Here is a 19,621-nt window from a genome sequence, read left to right as displayed (position 1 = left end):
ATTTTTTACCTGATTGGGTTGGTAATTACAAAGCTTATACTTTCCGGCTGGAGTTGGATCCGTGCTTGATATCAACTCCGCTAACTATCTCATCGAGACAGATGAAGTTTGGACAGGGAGTGAACCTATGGAATATGCACCTTGCGTCAGTCACATTGCGACCCTGCTGGCTGACCCCAAGCGCAGCGCGATGATTTGGGCCTTGATGGACGGCACCGCTCGGCCCGCCAATGAGCTGGCGCTGCTTGCTGGTCTGACTACCTCGTCGGCGGGGGCGCATCTGGCGCGGCTGGCAACTGGCGGGCTGGTCAAGCAAGAGGTTCGCGGTCGCAAACGGTTCTTCCGCCTGGCCGGTCCGCAGGTTGCTGCGGCACTTCATGCGCTGGCGAGCGCTTCGCAGGTCAGCGCCGCTGAGATCAATCGCTACGTTGCCCAGCCGATGCCGGTCATGCCGTTGCGCCAGGCGCAGATCTGTTGTGATCACCTGGGAGGGGAGATGGCCGCCGAGTTGTATCAAAGGCTGCTGGGGGCCGGGTGGATTGAACAGCAGGAACAGCGGGTCGAAGTGACCAGTATGGGTATCGCGAAATTCGCCGAACGTGGCATTTACATTCCGGCGCTGGCTTTGCGTCAGCGCGAAACGGTGTGTGCCTGCGCCGATCGGGACGAACGCTCTGCGCATCTGGGCGGAGCACTCGGGGCGGGGTTGTTGCAGTTGTTCATTCAGATGGGCTGGTTGCGTGCCACGGAAGAGTCCAACACCTTGCAGGTTTCATCCAGCGGGCAGCGGGAGATCGACAAGATCGCCGCTGCCGCCTGATGGCTGATCAGCTCAAGGTTTGATCAGACGTGCATCCAGACTGTTTTGGGCCAGACGCTTCGCCTGGTCCTGAGTCATCCCCAGGTGGGTGTACAGGGCATGGAAGTTTTCGGTCACGTAGCCGCCGAAATAGGCCGGATCATCGGAGTTGACCGTGACTTTCACGCCGCGCTCCAGCATGTCGAGAATGTTGTGCTGAGCCATGTCATCGAACACACAAAGCTTGGTGTTTGACAGCGGACATACGGTCAGCGGGATCTGCTCGTCGATAATCCGCTGCATCAGGCGCTCGTCCTCAATCGCGCGCACGCCGTGGTCGATGCGTTGAATCTTCAGCAGGTCCAGGGCTTCCCAGATGTACTCGGGCGGGCCTTCTTCACCGGCGTGAGCCACGGTCAGGAAGCCTTCGTTGCGAGCTCGGTCGAACACCCGCTGGAACTTGCTCGGCGGGTGGCCCATTTCTGAGCTGTCCAAACCAACGGCAACGAATGCATCGCGGAAAGGCAGTGCCTGGTCGAGGGTTTTTTCGGCTTCCTCTTCGCTCAAGTGGCGCAGGAAACTCAGAATCAAGCCGCTGCTAATGCCCAGTTTCGACTGACCATCCTTGAGCGCGGCGGCGATGCCATTGAGCACCACTTCAAACGGGATGCCACGGTCGGTGTGGGTCTGCGGATCGTAGAACGGTTCGGTGTGAATCACGTTCTGCGCTTTGCAACGCTCCAGATACGCCCAGGTCAGGTCGTAGAAGTCCTGCTCGGTACGCAGTACGTCTGCGCCTTGGTAGTAGAGGTCTAGAAACTCTTGCAGATTGTTGAACGCATAAGCCCCGCGCAGGGTTTCCACGTCATTCCACGGCAGCGCGATTTTGTTGCGTTCGGCGAGTGCGAAAAGCAGCTCGGGCTCAAGCGAACCTTCAAGGTGCAGGTGCAGTTCTGCCTTGGGCAGTGCGTTCAACCAGTTGTACATGTGCGTTTTCTCATCAGGTGCAGATCGCCAGCATTCTACAGAGTCATGCCCATCGAGGGGCAAAACCTGACCAAGCGGTTCAATTACGACGCTTGCGGCTCCCTTCGATACGCGTAGGTATCGGCGAAACGGGACAGCAGAAATTCCGCGCAGGTGGTGGCAGGGTAGCGGGCCGGCTGGCTTTCGCTCTGGCAGCCGGGCAGGCACTCGATGCGGGTGTCCGGGTTGGGCTCGACGAAGAACGGCATCGAATAGCGATCAACACCCAGCGGGCTGATGACCCGGTGTGGCGTCGACACGTACCGGTCATTGCTCCAGCGCGCCATCATGTCGCCGATGTTGACCACGAAGGTCCCTTCAATCGGCGGTGCATCAATCCATTGCCCACGCACGTCGCGTACTTGCAGGCCGCCGGCTGAATCCTGATGCAGCAGAGTAATGCAGCCGTAATCGGTATGTGCCCCGGCGCCTTGTTGCTCAGCGCTGGTGGCCGTGTGACGCGGCGGATAGTGGATGAAGCGCAGCACGCTGACCGGTTCAATGAAACGCTTGTCGAAAAAGTCGCGGTCGATGCCCAGCGCGACGGTGATCGCCTGCAGCAGCGTTTGCCCGAGAGCTTGCATGTCCAGATAGTGCTGCTCCATCAGCGCTTGCCAACCGTCTAGCTCGGGGTGGCGATTGGGGCCGCGCAAAGGTTTTTCGGCGACGACATCAGGGTGATCGGCGGGCAGGTGAAAGCCCATGTCGAAGGTTTCCTTGAGGTCGCTGGGTAAATTGGGGTCCAGCTGTTCAGTGGCAATAGCGCCATAGCCGCGGTGATGGCGGGTCTGGGTGATGTCGATCTTGAGCTTTTCGGACTGGGGCAGGGCGAAGAAGCGTTGCGCGGTGGCTACCACCTGTTCGATCCGCTCGGCGCTGATCGGATGGCCTTTGATATAGAAGAAGCCCCACTCGCGACAGGCCTGGTCGATCTGTCTGGCAATGCCCTGCCAGGCGGTCTGGTCGTCGCTGTAGAGCGGGGCGATGTCGATGATGGGGAGTTGGTTCACGTTTCTCTGTCCTGAAAATAATGGTCGGAATCTGTCGTGGGACCGGCTTTAGCCGGGAAGGCAATATTCCAGCCGCAAAATATGTTTGGCAGTGCCTGCCTCTTCCCGGCTAAAGCCGGTCCCACATTGTTCCAAGTTACTTCGGCAAATCCGCCTTGATGCCTTCGACGTAGTAGTTCATCGAAGCCAATTCAGCGTTGGTCGCCACTTTGCCAGCCGGGATTTTCACGGTGCCGGTCTGGTCCTTGATCGGGCCGGTGAACGGGTGGAAGGCGCCGCTTTCGATATCCGCGATGATTTTCTGTGCTTCAGCCTTCACGTCAGCCGGGACGATGTCGCTGATGGGCAGCTGAACCGTGCCTTCCTTCAGGCCGCCCCAGTAATCCTGAGATTTCCAGGTGCCGTTGATCACGCTTTCGGTGGCTTGAATGTAGTGCGGGCCCCAGTTGTTGACGATGGAGGTCAGCACCGCTTTCGGACCGAAGTGGGCCATGTCCGATGCGTACCCCACAGCATAGACACCACGACGTTCGGCGGTCTGGATCGGCGCCGGGCTATCGGTGTGCTGGAAGATCACGTCCACGCCCTGATCGATCAGCGCGTTGGCGGCGTCGGCTTCTTTGCCCGGATCAAACCAGGAGTTGACCCAGACCACTTTGATCTCGGTACCTGGGTTGTATTTGTTCAAAGCCAATTGGATAGCGTCGATGTCGCGCAACACTTCCGGAATCGGGAACGAGGCGACATAACCGATCTTTTTGGTCTTGGTCATTTTCGCTGCCAGGAAACCACCGACGTAGCGACCTTCATAGGTGCGCGCCAGGTAGGTGCCCATGTTCTTGTCTTGCTTGTAACCCGTGGCATGTTCGAAGGTTACTTTCGGGAATTGCTTGGCGACTTTCAGGGTCGGGTTCATGTAGCCGAACGAGGTGGTGAACACCAGGTCGTAGCCACCTTTGGCCATGTTGCGGATGACGCGCTCGGCGTCCGCGCCTTCCGGGACGTTCTCGACAAAGCTGGTAGTGACCTTGTCGCCCAGCGCTTCAACCATCGCCTTGCGGCCTTGTTCATGCTGATAAGTCCAGCCGTGGTCACCGATCGGGCCGATGTACACGAACCCGACTTTCAGCGGGTCTGCTGCCGACGCCATCAGGCTCGAACTCAGGCCGACAACCGCAGCCATGGCGCACAGCAATTTTTTCAGGGGGCGACGCGGGTGAATTGTGGAATGCATCGGGTCTAGCTCCTTGGAGTTTTGTTGGCACGGCCGTCTTAGCGGGTTACTTGAGCAATGCAAAAAACTGACCAACTGGACAGTTAATGACAGGGTCTTGGTTTTCGCTGGTTTTGCGATGTCGAGACGACACTGGACGGTGCAGTCAAAGCCCGTTTTGCCGCTAACTGGTGCACATCGAACCTGTAGGAGCGCGCTTGCCCGCGATAGCGCCAGTTCAGGCAGTGACGTGTTGACTGGTCGATCGAATCGCGGGCAAGCGCGCTCCTACGGTAAACCGCATTCCAGATCAAGTTCTCATCACTTTTGAAACCTTTGCTTACACTCGACACTCTCAACGCCTTGAGCGCGTTATCCGAACGGTTCATGTGTGAAGGTTTAAAGGCATTAAATGGGCTCAATACTCAAGCAAGAAAAATTTCTGTTACTGGCGATCATCGCGACGTTCGTCGCTTATCCCTTCGAGCACTTTTTCCTCAATAACGGCCAAGGTGTTGCACTGGCCGCCGGGATTGCGCTGGTCGGTTTTATCGTCTGCGCCTCGTTGCGTGTTGCCCATCACGCCGAACAGCTCGCTGAAAAAGTCGGCGACCCCTACGGCACCATGATCCTTACCCTGTCGGCGGTGCTGGTCGAGGTGGTGATCCTGGCGATCATGATGAGTAACGAGCCTTCGCCCACGTTGGTGCGGGACACGATTTACTCGGCGGTGATGCTCGATATCAACGGCATCCTCGGCCTCGCCGCGCTGATGGGCGGGCTCAAGCATGGTGAGCAGTCCTACAACGATGATTCGGCGCGCACTTACAGCGTGATGATTCTGACCGCCATGGGGGTTTCCATGGTGGTGCCGGAGTTCATCCCTGAAGGTGACTGGAAGCTGTATTCGGCGTTCACCATTGGCGCGATGATCGTGCTCTACACCCTGTTCCTGCGCATGCAAGTCGGACCACACAGCTACTTTTTCAGCTACAGCTACCCGGATAAAAAGAAGCGCAAGGATCAGCCTGACGCAGAAAATGCGCCGGTCAATCTGACGCTGTCCATCGCTACGCTGGTGCTGGGTGTCGTGGTGATTGGGGCGTTGGCTGAAGTGATGTCGAAGACCGTCGACCTGGGCCTTGAAGGCACCGGTGCGCCGCCGGTCATGACCGCAATTCTGGTGGCCGCGATTTCCGCTGCGCCAGAGATTCTGACTGCTTTACGCGCGGCGTTGGCCAACCGCATGCAATCGGTCGTGAACATCGCTTTGGGTGCTTCGCTGTCGACGGTGATCCTGACTGTACCCGTGATGGAAGCCATGGCGCTCTACACCGGCCAACCGTTCCAGATGGCCATGACCCCGGTGCAGACCGTGATGATCTTCATTACCTTGCTGGTCAGCGCGATCAACCTCAATGACGGCGAAACCAACGCCATCGAAGGCATGACCCACTTCGTGCTGTTTGCGACGTTCATCATGCTGTCGTTGTTGGGGCTTTAGAGCCAGGCCCCCGATCTTCACCTGTGGGAGCGGTGCTTGCCCGCGATAAAGTTAAGGTGATTGACCTGCAGAATCGCAGTGACCTTATCGCGGGCAAGCACCGCTTCCACAGGGATACGCGTTCATCATCCGCCAATCAACTCCCGCGCCGCCTGGCTGTGATCAGCGATCAAGCCCTTCAGGTCCAGGCCTTCAACCTGTCCATCAATAACCCGCCACTGGCCGCCGATCATCACCCGATCCGCCCGGTCTGCGCCGCATAGCAACAGTGCGGCAACCGGATCATGGCTACCCGAAAAGCGCAGCTCGTCCAGCTTGAACAGCGCCAGATCCGCTTGCTTGCCCACCGCCAGTTCGCCAATGTCGCTGCGGCCGAGCAACTGCGCCGAGCCCTTGGTGGCCCAACCGAGCACCAATTGCGGAGTGATTTTCTCGGCGCCATAGCGCAAGCGCTGGATATAGAGTGCCTGACGCGCTTCGAGAATCATGTTCGATGCATCGTTGGACGCCGATCCATCCACACCCAGCCCCAGCGGTGCGCCTGCTGCGATCAGGTCCAGAGTAGGACAAATGCCCGAAGCCAGACGCATGTTGGAACTCGGGCAATGACAAACTCCGGTGCCGGCTGCACCGAGTCGGGTGATTTCGTCAGGGTTGAAATGAATACCGTGGGCCAGCCATGTGCGCGGGCCCAGCCAGCCGACGCTGTCCAGATAATCCACGGTACGCAAGCCGAACCGCTGGAGGCAGAAGTCCTCTTCGTCGAGGGTTTCAGCCAGGTGGGTGTGCAGACGAACGTCAAGCTTTTCGGCCAGCGTCGCGCTTTCGCGCATGATTTCTGGTGTGACCGAGAACGGCGAGCAAGGCGCCAGAGCGATTTGAATCTGCGCGCCGTCGCCGCGCTGGTGATAGCGCTCGATCAGTCGTTGGCTGTCCTCGAGAATAACCTCGCCCTGTTGCACGGTTTGCTGCGGTGGCAAACCACCGTCTTTCTCACCCAGGCTCATGGACCCGCGAGTGAGCATCGCGCGCATCCCCAAATCCCGGACGCTCTCAACCTGTACGTCGATGGCGTTTTCCAGGCCATCCGGGAACAGATAATGATGGTCCGCCGCGGTGGTGCAACCCGACAACAGCAATTCCGCCAACGCGACTTTGCTGGCCAGCGCCAGTTTTTCCGGGGTCAGTCGCGCCCACACTGGATACAAGGTTTTCAGCCACGGAAACAATGGCTGGCTGACCACCGGAGCCCAGGCGCGTGTGAGGGTTTGATAGAAGTGGTGATGGGTGTTGATCAAACCGGGTAGCAGCACGTGCTCACGGGCATCGAATACTTGATCGCAGTGTTCGCTGGGTTGCTGATCTGTCGCGAGCATTTCGACGATGACGCCGTTTTCGATCACCAGACCGCCTCGGGCATCGAGGTCATTGGCAGTGAAAACAGCGAGGGGGTTTTTCAACCAGATACGGATCGCAGGCATCTTGCCGGCTCCTCTGAAAATAGGGTTCAGGTTCGCCAGCTCAGTGTTGCCCTGTCTGCTGATCCAGGGTCGCCGGTGCTTTGCAGCAGCGGCGAAGGGCGCGATTTTAACTGGATTTTGTGTCTATGCAAAACCCCTGTGGGAAACTCCATGTTGCCTGCAATCTTGACGTGGGACCGGCTTCAGCCGGGAAGAGGCCAGTACATCAACTCCATATGTATCGCCTGAAATGCCACCTTCCCGGCTAAAGCCGGTCCCACGTCGCGCGAGTTCAGCGTCTCTTAACTCACCAAGGAATCGTCTCGCCTTTGTAATCCACAAAATAATGCCCGCCCTTACCGGCATAGGCGTTGAGCTGTTCAACCAAGCCACGGGTACTGGTTTCGACGTCGATGGCAGCATTCTCACCGCCCATCTCGGTCTTTACCCAGCCCGGATGCAGGGACAACACCGTGGGGCGTGTCTCTGGCAGTTGGGTGACGAAGGTGTTGGTCAGGGAATTCAGGGCCGCTTTGCTGGCTTTGTATAGCGCCGCGTCTGCGCCATCGGGGCAGGTCACGCTGCCGAACCTGGAGCTCATGAAGGCCAGCACGCCAGTGTTCGGACGGATCTGCGGCACGAGGCGATCGGCCAGGCGGATCGGCGCGATGGCGTTGGTCAGAAATATCTGCGTCAGTTCAAGAGGCGTTACGGTCTCAATGCTTTGCGGCCTCGCCGGCCCCATGACCCCGGCGTTGATCACCAGGGCATCAAAAATCTGCCCCTGCAGCGTGTCTTTCAAAGCATCCAGGGAAGCAACATCGTCCATATCGAGAGTTTCGATGCGCACGCCAGGAATGGCCTTTAGATCGGCGGCCTTTTGCTGATCCCGCACGGTCGCAATGACGCTCCATTTCTGCTCGGTCAGGCGTTTGACCAGGCCAAGACCCAGGCCACGGGAAGCACCGATGATCAGTGCGGTTTTGCTGGCAGGCATTAATTTTTCTCCTGATGAATAGAAAATCGTCCTGCGCAGGATAGTCCGCCAGTTAGAGGATGTGGAGTTTCGGTTGAAGGAGCTGGCGTGCGTTTCTCAGCTGGCACGCGGCAGACAAGGGGCCTGTAGGAGCGACCGGGTGGAGCCCCTACAGGGGTGGCGCGTTGTTGACTCAATGCCCCGCCTGCCAAGGCTGCCCCAAGGAAACCGGCGCATACAGCCGGGTGCGCAAGGCATTACGCGACAGCATTACCAGCACGACGATGGTCGCCACATACGGCAGCATCGCCAGCAGATTGGACGGGATCGCCAGGCCAATACCTTGGGCGACCAAGTGCAGAATGCTGGCCAGACCAAACAGATAGGCGCCCAGCAGCAGACGCCATACGCGCCAGCTGGCAAATACCACCAGGGCCAGGGCGATCCAGCCGCGGCCGGCGCTCATGTTCTCTGCCCACATCGGGGTGTAAGCCAACGATAGATAGGCCCCGGCCAGGCCTGCCATCGCACCGCCGAACAAAACCGCCAAAGTCCGCACTCGCAATACCGGCAAGCCCATGGCGCTGGCAGCGTCCGGGTTTTCACCTACCGCCTGGATAATCAGACCGACACGGCTTTTCAGCAGCACCCAGGCGACTAGGGCGAACAGGGCAAAGGATAGGTACACCAGAATGTCCTGGGCAAAAAACATCCGGCCGATCAGGGGGATGTCGCTCAGGTAAGGGATCACAACCGGCTCGAAACCCTGCAATGGTTTGCCCACCCAGGCCGCGCCGACAAAGCTCGACAGCCCGACACCAAAGATGGTCAGCGCCAGCCCGGTTGCCACCTGATTGGCGTTGAACACCAGCGCAACGATGGCAAACAGGCCGGACAACAGCATCCCGGCAAACATCGCCAGCATCACGCCCAGCCACAGATTGCCGGTGCTCAGGGCGATGATGAAGCCGATCACCGCGCCAAACAGCATCATGCCTTCCTGGCCGAGGTTGAGAACGCCGCTTTTTTCACAGATCAGTTCGCCCAGCGCCACCAGCAACAGTGGCGTACCGCAGCGAATCATGGCGAAGAAAATATTGCTCAGCAGATCGATATCCATCACACGGCTCCTGAAGTGGCGGGTGCCAGCTGGCGTTTGTTCCAGCGCGCTTTGAGGCGCGGGCGATAAAGGATCAGGACGTCGCAGGCCAGCAGGAAGAACAGCATCATCCCCTGAAACAACTGGGTAATGGCCTGTGGCAGGTTCAGGGTCATTTGTGCGCTTTCACCCCCCAGATACAGCAGCGCCATGAGCAGGCTGGCGAACAGAATGCCGATCGGATTCAAGCGTCCGAGAAAAGCCACAGTAATGGCGGCATAGCCATAGCCCGGCGATACCTGAGGCACCAGTTGGCCGATCGGGCCGGTGACTTCGCACACTCCGGCCAGCCCAGCCAGCCCGCCGCTGATCAACAGCGCCAGCCAGACCAGACGTTTTTCGCGAAACCCTACGAACCCAGCGGCGCGCTTATCCAGACCGAGGACTTTGATCTGAAAACCGACAAAGCTGCGTTGCAGCAGAACCCAGACCGCCACCAGCGCCAGCAGCGCGAAATACACCCCGGCATGCACGCGACCGTCTTCGCTTAGTAACGGCAGGCGACTGGCATCACCGAACATCGCCGACTCAGGGAAATTCATCCCGGCGGGATCTTTCAGCGAGCCATGCACGAAGAACAGCAACAGGTTCAGCGCGATGTAATTGAGCATGATGCTGGTGAGGATTTCATTGGCGTTGAAATGCGTGCGCAGCCAGGCAGTCAACCCGGCCCAGGCGGCGCCGCCGAGGGTGCCGACCAACAGGATCAGCACCAGTGCCCAGCGGCTTTCCATGTCGATGATATTGACGGCGACCGCACTACCGGCCAAAGCACCGAGGAGCAATTGGCCTTCAGCGCCGATGTTCCAGATGCGCGCCTGATAAGCCACCGCCAGGCCCAACGCACATAGCAGAATCGGCAACGCCTTGACCATTAATTCCGAGACGCCGTACCAATCGCTGACGGGAGCGATCAGCAAGGTGTGCAGCGTCAGCACCGGGTCCAGGCCAAGGCCGACAAACAACAACGAGCCGCATACCAGGGTCAACACAGCGGCCAGCAGTGGGGAAAACCACAGCATGGCCCGGGATTGTTGCCCGCGCGGTTCCAGAGAAAGCAGCATCGGAAGCTCCGTTAATTAAGCGCGGCGGCTTGGAGTTGAGGTTGAACAGAAGGTGGGACATCGAACTTGCCGGCCATCCAGCCGCCGACCTGAACAGGTGAGGTCTGGGCCGTTGGCACCAGTGGCGAAAGACGACCACTGCTCAAGGCGGCGAGGCGGTCGCTGATCTGGAACAGTTCGTCGAGGTCTTCGGAAATCACCAGAATCGCCGCGCCAGCATCGCGCAGAGCAATCAGCGCACGATGAATCGCCGCCGCAGCACCGACATCGACGCCCCAGGTCGGGTGCGCTGCGACCAGCAGTTTCGGGTTCTGCAAGATCTCGCGACCGAGAATGAATTTCTGCAGGTTGCCCCCAGACAGACTGCGGGCCGGGGCTTGAGCGTCTGGCGTTTTCACCGCGAAGCGCTTGATGATCTCGTCTGCCAGTGCCCGCACTTTGCTGCGATGAATCAGACCGTTGCTTACCAAGCCTTGCTGAAACGCCGTGAGCAGGGCGTTATCGGTAAGGCTCAATTCCGGAACGGCGCCATGCCCCAGACGTTCGGCAGGGACAAAAGCCAGGCCGTTTTTACGCCGCGCATCCGGACGAAGATGGCCGACATTGACCTCAGCAAATCGAATCTTCGGTGACAACGCATTGCTCAACGTTTGTTCGCCGCTGAGCAATGCCAGCAGTTCGTCCTGGCCGTTACCGGCTACGCCCGCGATGCCAACAATCTCACCGCTGCGCACCTCAAGGTTGACGTTCACCAGCGAGCAGCCAAACGGGTCGGGGTTATGCCACGAAAGGTTGGCGACCCTGAGAAACGGCGCTTGCCCTGCAACCTTTGGATACTGTTCCGTCAGGCCTTCGGCATCACCGACCATTAATCGCGCCAGTTCCAGATCCGAGCACTCGGCCGGGATGCAATGCCCGGACACCTTGCCGCCGCGCAACACCGTCGCGCTGTGGCAAAGCGCGCGGACTTCACCGAGCTTGTGGCTGATAAATAGAATGCTGCAGCCTTCCTCGGCGAGACGCCGCAAGGTCACAAACAGCTCGTCAGCTTCCTGGGGGGTCAGCACCGACGTCGGCTCATCGAGAATCAGCAGGCGGATGTCTTGCATCAGGCAGCGAATGATTTCGACTTTCTGCCGCTCGCCAATCGACAGGCTGTGGACAAGTCGTTGTGGTTCCACGGCCATACCGTAGCGTTGCGACACTTCACGGATTTTCGGCTCCAACTGTTTCGGCGTGCCCGCCGCGCCGCCCATGGCCAGGGCGATGTTCTGGGCAACCGTCAAGGTTTCGAAGAGCGAAAAGTGCTGAAACACCATGCCGATGCCCAGGCCCCTGGCTTGCGCCGGATTGCGCATGGTCAGGCTCTCGCCCTGCCAGACAATCGCGCCGGAATCAGGTTGCGTAACGCCGTAGATGATCTTCATCAGTGTGCTCTTGCCCGCACCGTTTTCGCCGAGTAGCGCGTGGATTTCTCCCGCCTCAATACTCAGGTCGATGGCGTCGTTGGCCAGGCAACCGGGATAACGCTTGCTGATGGCGCGCAGTTGCAGGCGCGCGAGGGGCACAGGGTTTGGCATGACAGGCTCAACGTAAGAAGGATCGCCTGTGGATAAAGCAATTTCCTGGCCAGGTAGTCAGGTTTTTTGTCTTCCTGAGCGTGATTTGCCCGTGATACCGGCGCGATAAAGCTTGCAGCTGAGTTTTCGATAGTGGCTTAGAGAAATATCGCAGGATTGGCGATCCGCCTCGGCACCAGTTCAGGGCGAAGCTTTGGGCTATTGAGTCAATAGTGCCCACGGCGATTGCACAAAAAACGTACAGCTGCGGCCAAGTGCGCTGCACAAAGCGCTGGAGCGAGCCTTGCACCTGTTATCCACAGATTGTTCCACAGGAAATGTGGGCAAGCGAAAAACGTCGATATAAACAGCTGCAGCATGGGTTCTAGAGGCGATAAGCACCTTTAAAGGGCTGTTTTGTCAGGCATTTTGTTCGCAGAAAACATTTCTGTATAAAAAATGATCAAGAGCCCGGAAAGCAGGACCCACAAGCCTTGCAGCGTCATGTGCTCAGCTTATCCACAGGCGGATGCACAGTAGATGTGTGCAAATATTGAAGGGCAATGGGCCTGTAGGAGCGCGCTTGCCCGCGATATTGGCACCGCGGTGTTTCAGACAGACCGCGTTATCGTTCATCGCGGGCAAGCGCGCTCCTACAGAATTCGGTGATCTTCTGTGGGATCGAGGCTCGCCCGGGATAAGGTTTAGGTGATCACCTGCAGAATTTCGCTGCCCTTATCGCGGGCCGGTCCCACAAGTCGGCGCTAATCGTCAGACGAGAGGTGAAGCACAATCCGCCCGCGACTCAAATCTGCCAGCTGCCTGCGCAAAACTTCCACGTGCTCCGGCCCGACGGCGATCGACAGCTCCACGCCATTGGCAGTGAAGTCTTCGTTTTGCACTAAGCCGTTCAGTTCCGCGACCCGTAACTTGACCAGGGCCAGTTCACTGAAACTGCACGACAGGCTCAACGGAATGCGGTTGATCAACGGCAGGCGCTCGGCCTGTTGCAAGCACTTATTGGCACCGCCGCCATACGCCCGGGCCAATCCGCCGGTGCCGAGTTGGATGCCGCCGTACCAGCGAATCACCAGCACCACGACTTGATCGAATTCCTGAGCCTCGATGGCCGCGAGAATCGGACGACCCGCGGTGCCGCCTGGTTCGCCATCATCGTTGCTGCGATATTGATCGGCCAGCTTCCAGGCCCAGCAATTGTGCGTCGCATTCAAATCGCTGTTCTGCTCGATGAACGCTTGAGCGTCCGCAGCGCTGGAGATCGGCGCGGCGAGAGTTATGAAGCGGCTCTTGCGAATTTCTTCGCGGTATTCGCAAGGGCCAACCAGAGTAAAAGACATGCGTGGGTTCCAGCTGACGACGGGATTGACATCAATTCAGGCGGCGGGCGGCGTCAAGCCGCAACCCTTGAGGATGATGCGGATCAGATTGTCGCTCGCAACGTCTATGTCTTGCTTGGTTAATCGTGTGCGCCCCGTGACCTGGCAGATCTGTGTAGCGAAGTCGGCGTAGTGCTGGGTGCTGCCCCACAGCAGAAAAATCAGGTGAACCGGGTCCACCGGGTCCATTTTTCCTGCGTCGATCCAGGCCTGAAAAACCCCGGCTCGGCCCTGGAACCAAGTCTGATAATCCTGGCTGAAATATTCGTTGAGGCATTCGCCGCCGCTGATGATTTCCATGGCGAAAATCCGTGAAGCCTGGGGCTGGCGTCGGGAAAACTCCATTTTTGCGCGGATGTAACGGCTCAGCGCTAGGGCAGGGTCATCCTCGACCTTCAGATTATTGAAGGTGCTGTCCCATAACTCGATGATGTTGCTCAACACCGCGATATACAGCCCGAGCTTGTTGGTGAAGTAGTAATGAAGATTGGCCTTGGGCAGCCCGGCGTTCAGCGCAATGGTATTCATGCTGGTGCCTTTGAAACCGTGACGGGCGAACTCGTCTTCGGCGGCTTTGATAATGGCTTCTTCATTCTTCTGGCGAATACGGCTGGCAGGCTTGGTGCCAAGAGCGCTGTGCGCAGGGACTTCAAGGGTCATGGGCAGTTCCGGACAGATCATGGGGTGCTGCGCTGAACAGATAACGTACCTGCGCCGATCCGACAAGCATTGGCGCGGTAAAACCTGTTATCCGTTCAATATTCTCAGCATTTAATGAGCCGACGGCTCAACTTCGGTGACAGGTTCAGCAGTTTCGATGCTTGCTTTGTCCTCCGGCAACAGCAGGCACATCACGATCGCGGTGATGCCGCCGCTGGTGATTGCAGAGTCAAACAGGTTTTGCACCAGCTTGGGCATATGGTGGAGCAATGCCGGTTGCGCGGCGATACCCAGCCCGACCCCGAATGAAGTGGCGATGATCAACATGCTTCGGCGATCCAGTGGGGCCTGGGACAAAATGCGCACGCCAGCAGCGGCAACGCTACCGAACATCACCAGCGTTGCGCCACCCAGAACCGGCTTGGGAAGCTGCTGGAGCAGGGCACCGATGGTCGGGAACAGGCCGAGCATGAACAGCACCGCGCCGATGTACAGGCCGACATAACGACTGGCGACGCCGGTCAGCTGAATGACGCCGTTGTTCTGGGCAAATGTGGTGTTGGGGAATGCACTGAAGGTCGCCGCAATCATGCAGCTGACGCCATCGCCTAGTACGCCGCCCTTGAGTCGTGCGATGTAACTTGGGCCACTGATTGGCTTTCTGGCGAGCATGCAATTGGCGGTCAGATCGCCCACGGTTTCGATGGTGCTGATCAGATAGATCAGCGCGACCGGTAGGAAAGCGCTCCAGTCGAAGGCGAAACCGAACTTGAACGGCACCGGCACGCTCATCAGTGGCAGGTCGCTGACCGAATGCGGGATCAGTTTTCCACTGAACCAGGCCGCAAGGCTGCCCAGGGCCAGACCAATGATGATGGCGGACAAGCGTATCCAGGGGGTGTTCGAGCGATTCAACAGGATGATCGCCAGCAACACAAAGCCGCCAAGGGCCAGGTTCAACGGCGCTCCGAAATCTGGCGCATTGAAGCCGCCGCCCAGATCGGTGACCCCGACCTTGATCAGGCTGACGCCGATCAGCGTGATCACGATGTCTGTTACCAGTGGCGTTATGACCCTGCGCAATTGGCCAATGAATCGGCTCAACACGATCTGCACTACGGCCCCGAAAAAACAAACGCCGAAGATCATCGCCAGAATGTCTTCCGGACTGCCCCCGCGTTGCTTGACCAGAAAACCCGCTGACAGCACAGCCCCCAGAAACGCGAAGCTGGTGCCTTGCAGGCAGATCATCCCGGCGCCAATGCCAAATGGCCGACGAGCCTGGATGAAAGTGCCTACACCGGAAACCATCAACGCCATGCTGATCAGGTAGGGCATGTACGCACCCAACCCCAGCGCCGAACCAATCACCAGCGGCGGAGTGATAATCCCGACGAAACTGGCGAGCACATGTTGCAGCGCGGCAAGGATGGCCGGCAATGGTTTTGGGCGATCATCCAGGCCATATATCAGATCGCTGCTGGTTGAGGCTTCGGGCTGCATGTTGTGGTCTCGACATTGTTTGTAACAACATCACTGCAAAAAGCTGTCCAAGTGCTCAGGTTTTTTGAAGGTGGACGCCTGACGAACACACGTAGGAGCGCGCTTGCCCGCGATTGCGTCCGATCAGTCGACGAATATTTCGCCTGTACCACAGAATCGCGGGCAAGCGCGCTCCTACGGGTTGAGGAGATCGCACTGGAGTAAATGTCTCACCGCGTAGCAGCCAGCGTCTGCAAAAAACTTTCCAGCACCAAATGAGGGCGGCGGCCTTTGCGGGTGACCGAGACCAGGCTCAGATCGTAAAACCTTGATGCAGGCTTCAGTGCCCGCAAACGCCCCTGCTGCACCCAGAAACTTGCGTAATGATCGGGTAGATAACCGATGTAGCGACCGGTCAGAATCAGAAACGCCATGCCTTCGCGGTCCGAGGCGCTGGCTGTGCAATTGAGCGCCTGATAATGCGCCTGAATCTCCGCTGGCAGGCGGAAGGTCGGGGCGATGGCGTCCTGCTCGGCCAGTCGTTGATCATCCAGTGCAGCATCTTCCATATAGAACAGCGGGTGACCCACCGCGCAATAAAGTAGCGAACGCTCGCTGTACAACGCCTGATACTCAAGCCCCGACAACGCGCTGGCCTGAGGAACGACGCCCACATGCAGACGGCCATCGAGCACGCCTTGCTCTACCTCATTAGGCGCAATCATGCGGATGTTGATATGCACATCCGGGCCGCGCTCCTTGAGCTGAGCCAGCGCGTGGGTGATGCGCATGTGGGGCAGGGTGACCAGGTTGTCGGTCAGGCCAATGTTCAGCTCACCCCGCAAATGCTGGTGCAGACCGTTGACCTCCGTGCGAAAGCTTTCCAGTGCGCTGAGTAACTGCAAGGCCGATTGGTAGACCTCGCGGCCTTCTTCCGTCACCGAAAAACCGGCCCGGCCGCGCTGACACAGACGCAATCCCAAGCGCTGCTCGAGATCGCTCATTTGCTGGCTGATAGCGGACCGGCCAATGCCCAGCACACTTTCCGCCGCAGAAAAACCGCCTGACTCGACTACGCTTCTAAAGATGCGCAGCAATCGAATGTCGAAATCGCTGACTTGTGCCAATGGATCGGGACGACGGCTCATAGTTTAGTAATCGGCTAACTGAAGATCATAAAAGTTGGGTTTTTCCGACTTTATCCTCGTGGCACTTTAGCTGCATCAACAATTTTTACTCACTCACCGCCCAGCGCTCCAGCGAGGTCCGTTCTGATGAATAGTTTTGAATCGTCCGACATGTCTATCGCCAGCCAATTGAAGCTTGACGCTCATTGGATGCCTTATACCGCCAATCGAAATTTCCAGCGCGACCCGCGCCTGATCGTGGCGGCCAGCGGCAGTTACCTGACGGACGATAAGGGACGCAAGATTTACGACGCTTTGTCCGGCTTGTGGACGTGCGGCGCGGGACATACGCGTAAAGAGATTCAGGAAGCGGTCTCCAAACAGCTGGGCATTCTGGATTACTCGCCGGCGTTTCAATTCGGCCACCCGTTGTCCTTTCAACTGGCTGAGAAAATCACCGAGCTGACCCCAGGCAATCTGAATCACGTCTTCTATACCAACTCCGGCTCCGAGTGCGCTGATACTGCGGTGAAGATGGTGCGGGCTTACTGGCGCCTCAAAGGTCAGGCGAGCAAGACCAAAATGATCGGCCGTGCCCGTGGCTACCACGGCGTCAACATAGCGGGCACCAGCCTGGGCGGTGTGAACGGCAATCGCAAAATGTTTGGCCAACTGATGGATGTCGACCATCTGCCGCACACCTTGCTGGCCAGCAACGCTTATTCGAAAGGCATGCCGGAGGCGGGTGGCATTGCACTGGCCGATGAAATGCTCAAGTTGATCGAGTTGCATGACGCCTCGAACATCGCCGCCGTCATCGTCGAGCCCATGGCTGGCTCTGCCGGGGTGATCGTTCCACCCCAGGGTTATCTCAAGCGTCTGCGTGAAATCTGCGATCAGCACAACATTCTGCTGATCTTCGATGAAGTCATCACCGGCTTCGGTCGTACCGGTTCGATGTTCGGCGCTGAGAGCTTCGGCGTGACGCCTGACTTGATGTGCATCGCCAAGCAAATCACTAATGGCGCGATCCCAATGGGCGCGGTGATTGCCAGCAGCGAGATCTATCAGACGTTCATGAACCAGCCGACTCCTGAATACGCGGTTGAATTCCCCCATGGCTACACTTACTCCGCACACCCGGTGGCCTGCGCCGCTGGCATTGCTGCGCTGGATCTGCTGCAGCGGGAAAACCTTGTGCAACAAGCTGCCGAAGTCGCGCCGCATTTCGAAAGCGCGCTGCACGGCATCAAAGGCACCAAGAACGTCGTCGACATTCGTAACTACGGGTTGGCAGGTGCAATCCAGATCGCGCCCCGTGATGGTGATGCGATCGTGCGTCCATTCGAGGCGGGCATGAAATTGTGGAAAGCCGGTTTCTATGTGCGCTTTGGCGGCGACACCCTGCAATTCGGGCCTACCTTCAATAGCAAGCCTCAGGACCTGGACCGTTTGTTCGATGCGGTAGGCGAAGCGCTGAACCAGGTCGACTGATAAATCCTTCTATATAAGTGACGGGCGCGGATACGTTCGCGCCTGCTTTGGAGTCATTTCATGAGCACCATTCAACATTTCATCGACGGCCAGTTTGTTACCGAGAACGGCCGCACTGCCGACGTATTCAATCCATCGACCGGTCAGGCGATCCATAAAGTGCCTTTGGCCAGTCGCGAAACCGTGCAACAAGCCATCGACGCGGCCAAAGCTGCATTCCCTGCGTGGCGCAATACGCCTGCGGCTAAACGTGCCCAGGTGATGTTCCGCTTCAAGCAGCTGCTGGAGCAGAATGAAAGCCGCATCGCCCAACTGATCAGCGAAGAGCACGGCAAGACCCTCGAAGATGCCGCAGGTGAGTTGAAGCGCGGTATCGAGAACGTCGAGTTTGCCTGCGCGGCGCCGGAAATTCTTAAAGGTGAGTACAGCCGCAACGTGGGGCCGAACATCGACGCCTGGTCTGACTTCCAGCCGCTCGGTGTTGTTGCGGGTATTACGCCGTTCAACTTTCCGGCCATGGTGCCGCTGTGGATGTATCCACTGGCGATCGTCTGCGGCAACTGCTTCATTCTCAAACCATCGGAACGCGATCCGAGCTCGACCTTGCTGATCGCTCAATTGCTGCACGAAGCGGGTCTGCCTAAAGGCGTGCTCAATGTCGTCCACGGTGACAAGGCAGCAGTCGATGCGCTGATGGAAGCGCCAGAAGTCAAAGCACTGAGTTTCGTGGGCTCGACCCCGATTGCTGAGTACATCTATAAAGAAGGCGCTGCACGTGGCAAACGTGTTCAAGCGTTGGGTGGGGCGAAGAACCATGCGGTGCTGATGCCGGATGCCGACCTGGACAATGCGGTCAGCGCGTTGATGGGTGCAGCTTATGGTTCGTGCGGTGAGCGCTGCATGGCCATCTCGGTAGCGGTCTGTGTGGGCGATCAGATCGCCGATGCATTGGTGGCCAAACTTGTGCCGCAAATCGCTTCGCTGAAAATCGGTGCGGGTACCACCTGTGGGCTGGACATGGGGCCACTGGTTACCGGTCAGCATCGCGACAAGGTCAGCGGCTTTATAGAAGATGGTGTTCAGGCGGGTGCGAAGCTGGTGGTGGATGGTCGCGGTTTTAGTGTTGCCGGCAATGAGGATGGCTTCTTCATGGGTGGCTGCCTGTTCGATCAGGTCACCCCTGAGATGCGTATCTATAAAGAAGAGATCTTCGGCCCGGTGCTGTGCATCGTGCGCGTCGATAGTCTTGAGGCAGCCATGCAACTGATCAACGATCACGAGTACGGCAACGGCACCTGCATCTTTACTCGTGATGGTGAGGCGGCACGGTTGTTCTGTGATGAGATCGAAGTGGGAATGGTCGGGGTTAACGTGCCGCTGCCCGTGCCGGTTGCCTATCACAGCTTCGGTGGCTGGAAGCGTTCACTGTTTGGCGACCTGCACGCCTATGGGCCGGACGGGGTACGTTTCTACACCCGCCGTAAAGCAATTACTCAGCGTTGGCCGCAGCGTGCAAGCCATGAGGCATCGCAATTCGCCTTTCCAAGCTTGTAAGTAGTTACCTATAAAAGGGGCGTGCCGTAAGGCTCGCCCCTTTGTTTTAGGGTGTTTCGTGGAAATATGACAATTCAGTGAAATAAGGGGTTGACGGCCTCTGGAATCTCTCTATAATTCGCACCTCTTCTGGCGCA

At 58.2% G+C, this 19,621-nt stretch carries 16 protein-coding genes; 4 read left to right on the top strand and 12 right to left on the bottom strand.

Annotated elements, in window-relative coordinates:
* Nucleotides 1-127: 127 nt before the first annotated feature.
* On the top strand, nucleotides 128-820 hold the full coding sequence (locus IV01_RS07130; RefSeq protein WP_032630224.1) for an ArsR/SmtB family transcription factor: 693 nt from the start codon (nucleotides 128-130) through the stop codon (nucleotides 818-820).
* A 12-nt stretch (nucleotides 821-832) separates the two neighbouring features.
* On the opposite strand, the gene IV01_RS07135 is transcribed toward IV01_RS07130, so the two are convergent.
* The 3 genes from IV01_RS07135 to IV01_RS07145 form a co-directional block, all read right to left on the bottom strand.
* Nucleotides 833-1,786: an adenosine deaminase gene (locus IV01_RS07135; RefSeq protein ID WP_032630223.1), complete on the bottom strand. Its 954-nt coding sequence runs from the start codon at nucleotides 1,784-1,786 to the stop codon at nucleotides 833-835.
* Nucleotides 1,787-1,869: 83 nt separating this feature from the next.
* The gene (locus IV01_RS07140; RefSeq protein WP_032630222.1) at nucleotides 1,870-2,835 is read right to left on the bottom strand and encodes an isopenicillin N synthase family dioxygenase; all 966 of its coding nucleotides are present in this window, start codon (nucleotides 2,833-2,835) and stop codon (nucleotides 1,870-1,872) included.
* 136 nt (nucleotides 2,836-2,971) lie between these two features.
* Entirely contained in the window at nucleotides 2,972-4,069 is a 1,098-nt protein-coding gene (locus IV01_RS07145) for a BMP family ABC transporter substrate-binding protein (RefSeq protein WP_032630221.1), read from the bottom strand.
* Between the two features lie 391 nt (nucleotides 4,070-4,460).
* Between IV01_RS07145 and IV01_RS07150 the strand changes: the two genes are divergently transcribed.
* Entirely contained in the window at nucleotides 4,461-5,552 is a 1,092-nt protein-coding gene (locus IV01_RS07150; RefSeq protein WP_032630220.1) for a calcium:proton antiporter, read from the top strand.
* A gap of 125 nt (nucleotides 5,553-5,677) precedes the next feature.
* Here the strand turns inward: IV01_RS07150 and IV01_RS07155 are convergent, their stop codons facing one another.
* The 9 genes from IV01_RS07155 to IV01_RS07195 all read right to left on the bottom strand — a co-directional run bounded on the left by IV01_RS07155 (nucleotide 5,678) and on the right by IV01_RS07195 (nucleotide 16,457).
* On the bottom strand, nucleotides 5,678-7,033 hold the full coding sequence (locus IV01_RS07155) for an 8-oxoguanine deaminase (RefSeq protein WP_032630218.1): 1,356 nt from the start codon (nucleotides 7,031-7,033) through the stop codon (nucleotides 5,678-5,680).
* 286 nt (nucleotides 7,034-7,319) lie between these two features.
* Nucleotides 7,320-8,009, bottom strand: a complete 690-nt coding sequence (locus IV01_RS07160) for an SDR family oxidoreductase (protein ID WP_032630217.1) — start codon at nucleotides 8,007-8,009, stop codon at nucleotides 7,320-7,322.
* Between the two features lie 172 nt (nucleotides 8,010-8,181).
* Nucleotides 8,182-9,108 carry an ABC transporter permease gene (locus tag IV01_RS07165; protein ID WP_032630216.1) on the bottom strand — a complete coding sequence of 309 codons (927 nt, stop codon included), beginning with the start codon at nucleotides 9,106-9,108 and terminating at the stop codon, nucleotides 8,182-8,184.
* Nucleotides 9,108-10,211 carry an ABC transporter permease gene (locus tag IV01_RS07170; RefSeq protein ID WP_032630215.1) on the bottom strand — a complete coding sequence of 368 codons (1,104 nt, stop codon included), beginning with the start codon at nucleotides 10,209-10,211 and terminating at the stop codon, nucleotides 9,108-9,110. The genes IV01_RS07165 and IV01_RS07170 overlap by 1 nt, the downstream gene beginning before the upstream one ends.
* An 11-nt stretch (nucleotides 10,212-10,222) precedes the next feature.
* Nucleotides 10,223-11,791 (bottom strand): ABC transporter ATP-binding protein, encoded by a 1,569-nt coding sequence (locus IV01_RS07175; RefSeq protein WP_032630214.1) that lies wholly within the window; start codon nucleotides 11,789-11,791, stop codon nucleotides 10,223-10,225.
* A gap of 743 nt (nucleotides 11,792-12,534) precedes the next feature.
* Nucleotides 12,535-13,128: an IMPACT family protein gene (locus IV01_RS07180; RefSeq protein ID WP_032630213.1), complete on the bottom strand. Its 594-nt coding sequence runs from the start codon at nucleotides 13,126-13,128 to the stop codon at nucleotides 12,535-12,537.
* 36 nt (nucleotides 13,129-13,164) lie between these two features.
* The gene (locus IV01_RS07185) at nucleotides 13,165-13,827 is read right to left on the bottom strand and encodes a TetR/AcrR family transcriptional regulator (protein ID WP_032630212.1); all 663 of its coding nucleotides are present in this window, start codon (nucleotides 13,825-13,827) and stop codon (nucleotides 13,165-13,167) included.
* A gap of 111 nt (nucleotides 13,828-13,938) precedes the next feature.
* Nucleotides 13,939-15,330 carry a uracil-xanthine permease family protein gene (locus IV01_RS07190; protein WP_032630211.1) on the bottom strand — a complete coding sequence of 464 codons (1,392 nt, stop codon included), beginning with the start codon at nucleotides 15,328-15,330 and terminating at the stop codon, nucleotides 13,939-13,941.
* A gap of 209 nt (nucleotides 15,331-15,539) precedes the next feature.
* Nucleotides 15,540-16,457, bottom strand: coding sequence for a LysR family transcriptional regulator (locus tag IV01_RS07195; protein WP_032630210.1), 918 nt, complete (start codon nucleotides 16,455-16,457; stop codon nucleotides 15,540-15,542).
* Nucleotides 16,458-16,583: 126 nt separating this feature from the next.
* On the opposite strand from IV01_RS07195, the gene IV01_RS07200 reads away from it, so the two are divergent.
* A complete protein-coding gene (locus IV01_RS07200) occupies nucleotides 16,584-17,930 on the top strand; it encodes an aspartate aminotransferase family protein (RefSeq protein WP_032630209.1) in 1,347 nt (448 codons plus the stop codon).
* A gap of 60 nt (nucleotides 17,931-17,990) precedes the next feature.
* Nucleotides 17,991-19,484 (top strand): CoA-acylating methylmalonate-semialdehyde dehydrogenase, encoded by a 1,494-nt coding sequence (locus IV01_RS07205; protein ID WP_032630208.1) that lies wholly within the window; start codon nucleotides 17,991-17,993, stop codon nucleotides 19,482-19,484.
* Nucleotides 19,485-19,621: the final 137 nt, after the last annotated feature.

This window comes from Pseudomonas syringae, assembly GCF_000737245.1.
GTDB lineage: Bacteria > Pseudomonadota > Gammaproteobacteria > Pseudomonadales > Pseudomonadaceae > Aquipseudomonas > Aquipseudomonas syringae_J.
This window is presented reverse-complemented; position numbering and strand designations above follow the sequence as displayed.

Excerpts from the sequence above, each read along its gene's own strand:
- IV01_RS07130 (WP_032630224.1), top strand. The coding sequence starts at position 128 with ATGGAATATGCACCTTGCGTCAGTCACATTGCGACCCTGCTGGCTGAC.
- IV01_RS07175 (WP_032630214.1), bottom strand. The coding sequence starts at position 11,791 with ATGCCAAACCCTGTGCCCCTCGCGCGCCTGCAACTGCGCGCCATCAGC.
- IV01_RS07160 (WP_032630217.1), bottom strand. The coding sequence starts at position 8,009 with ATGCCTGCCAGCAAAACCGCACTGATCATCGGTGCTTCCCGTGGCCTG.
- IV01_RS07165 (WP_032630216.1), bottom strand. The coding sequence starts at position 9,108 with ATGGATATCGATCTGCTGAGCAATATTTTCTTCGCCATGATTCGCTGC.
- IV01_RS07135 (WP_032630223.1), bottom strand. The coding sequence starts at position 1,786 with ATGTACAACTGGTTGAACGCACTGCCCAAGGCAGAACTGCACCTGCAC.
- IV01_RS07170 (WP_032630215.1), bottom strand. The coding sequence starts at position 10,211 with ATGCTGCTTTCTCTGGAACCGCGCGGGCAACAATCCCGGGCCATGCTG.
- IV01_RS07205 (WP_032630208.1), top strand. The coding sequence starts at position 17,991 with ATGAGCACCATTCAACATTTCATCGACGGCCAGTTTGTTACCGAGAAC.
- IV01_RS07200 (WP_032630209.1), top strand. The coding sequence starts at position 16,584 with ATGAATAGTTTTGAATCGTCCGACATGTCTATCGCCAGCCAATTGAAG.
- IV01_RS07180 (WP_032630213.1), bottom strand. The coding sequence starts at position 13,128 with ATGTCTTTTACTCTGGTTGGCCCTTGCGAATACCGCGAAGAAATTCGC.
- IV01_RS07150 (WP_032630220.1), top strand. The coding sequence starts at position 4,461 with ATGGGCTCAATACTCAAGCAAGAAAAATTTCTGTTACTGGCGATCATC.
- IV01_RS07195 (WP_032630210.1), bottom strand. The coding sequence starts at position 16,457 with ATGAGCCGTCGTCCCGATCCATTGGCACAAGTCAGCGATTTCGACATT.
- IV01_RS07145 (WP_032630221.1), bottom strand. The coding sequence starts at position 4,069 with ATGCATTCCACAATTCACCCGCGTCGCCCCCTGAAAAAATTGCTGTGC.
- IV01_RS07185 (WP_032630212.1), bottom strand. The coding sequence starts at position 13,827 with ATGACCCTTGAAGTCCCTGCGCACAGCGCTCTTGGCACCAAGCCTGCC.
- IV01_RS07190 (WP_032630211.1), bottom strand. The coding sequence starts at position 15,330 with ATGCAGCCCGAAGCCTCAACCAGCAGCGATCTGATATATGGCCTGGAT.
- IV01_RS07155 (WP_032630218.1), bottom strand. The coding sequence starts at position 7,033 with ATGCCTGCGATCCGTATCTGGTTGAAAAACCCCCTCGCTGTTTTCACT.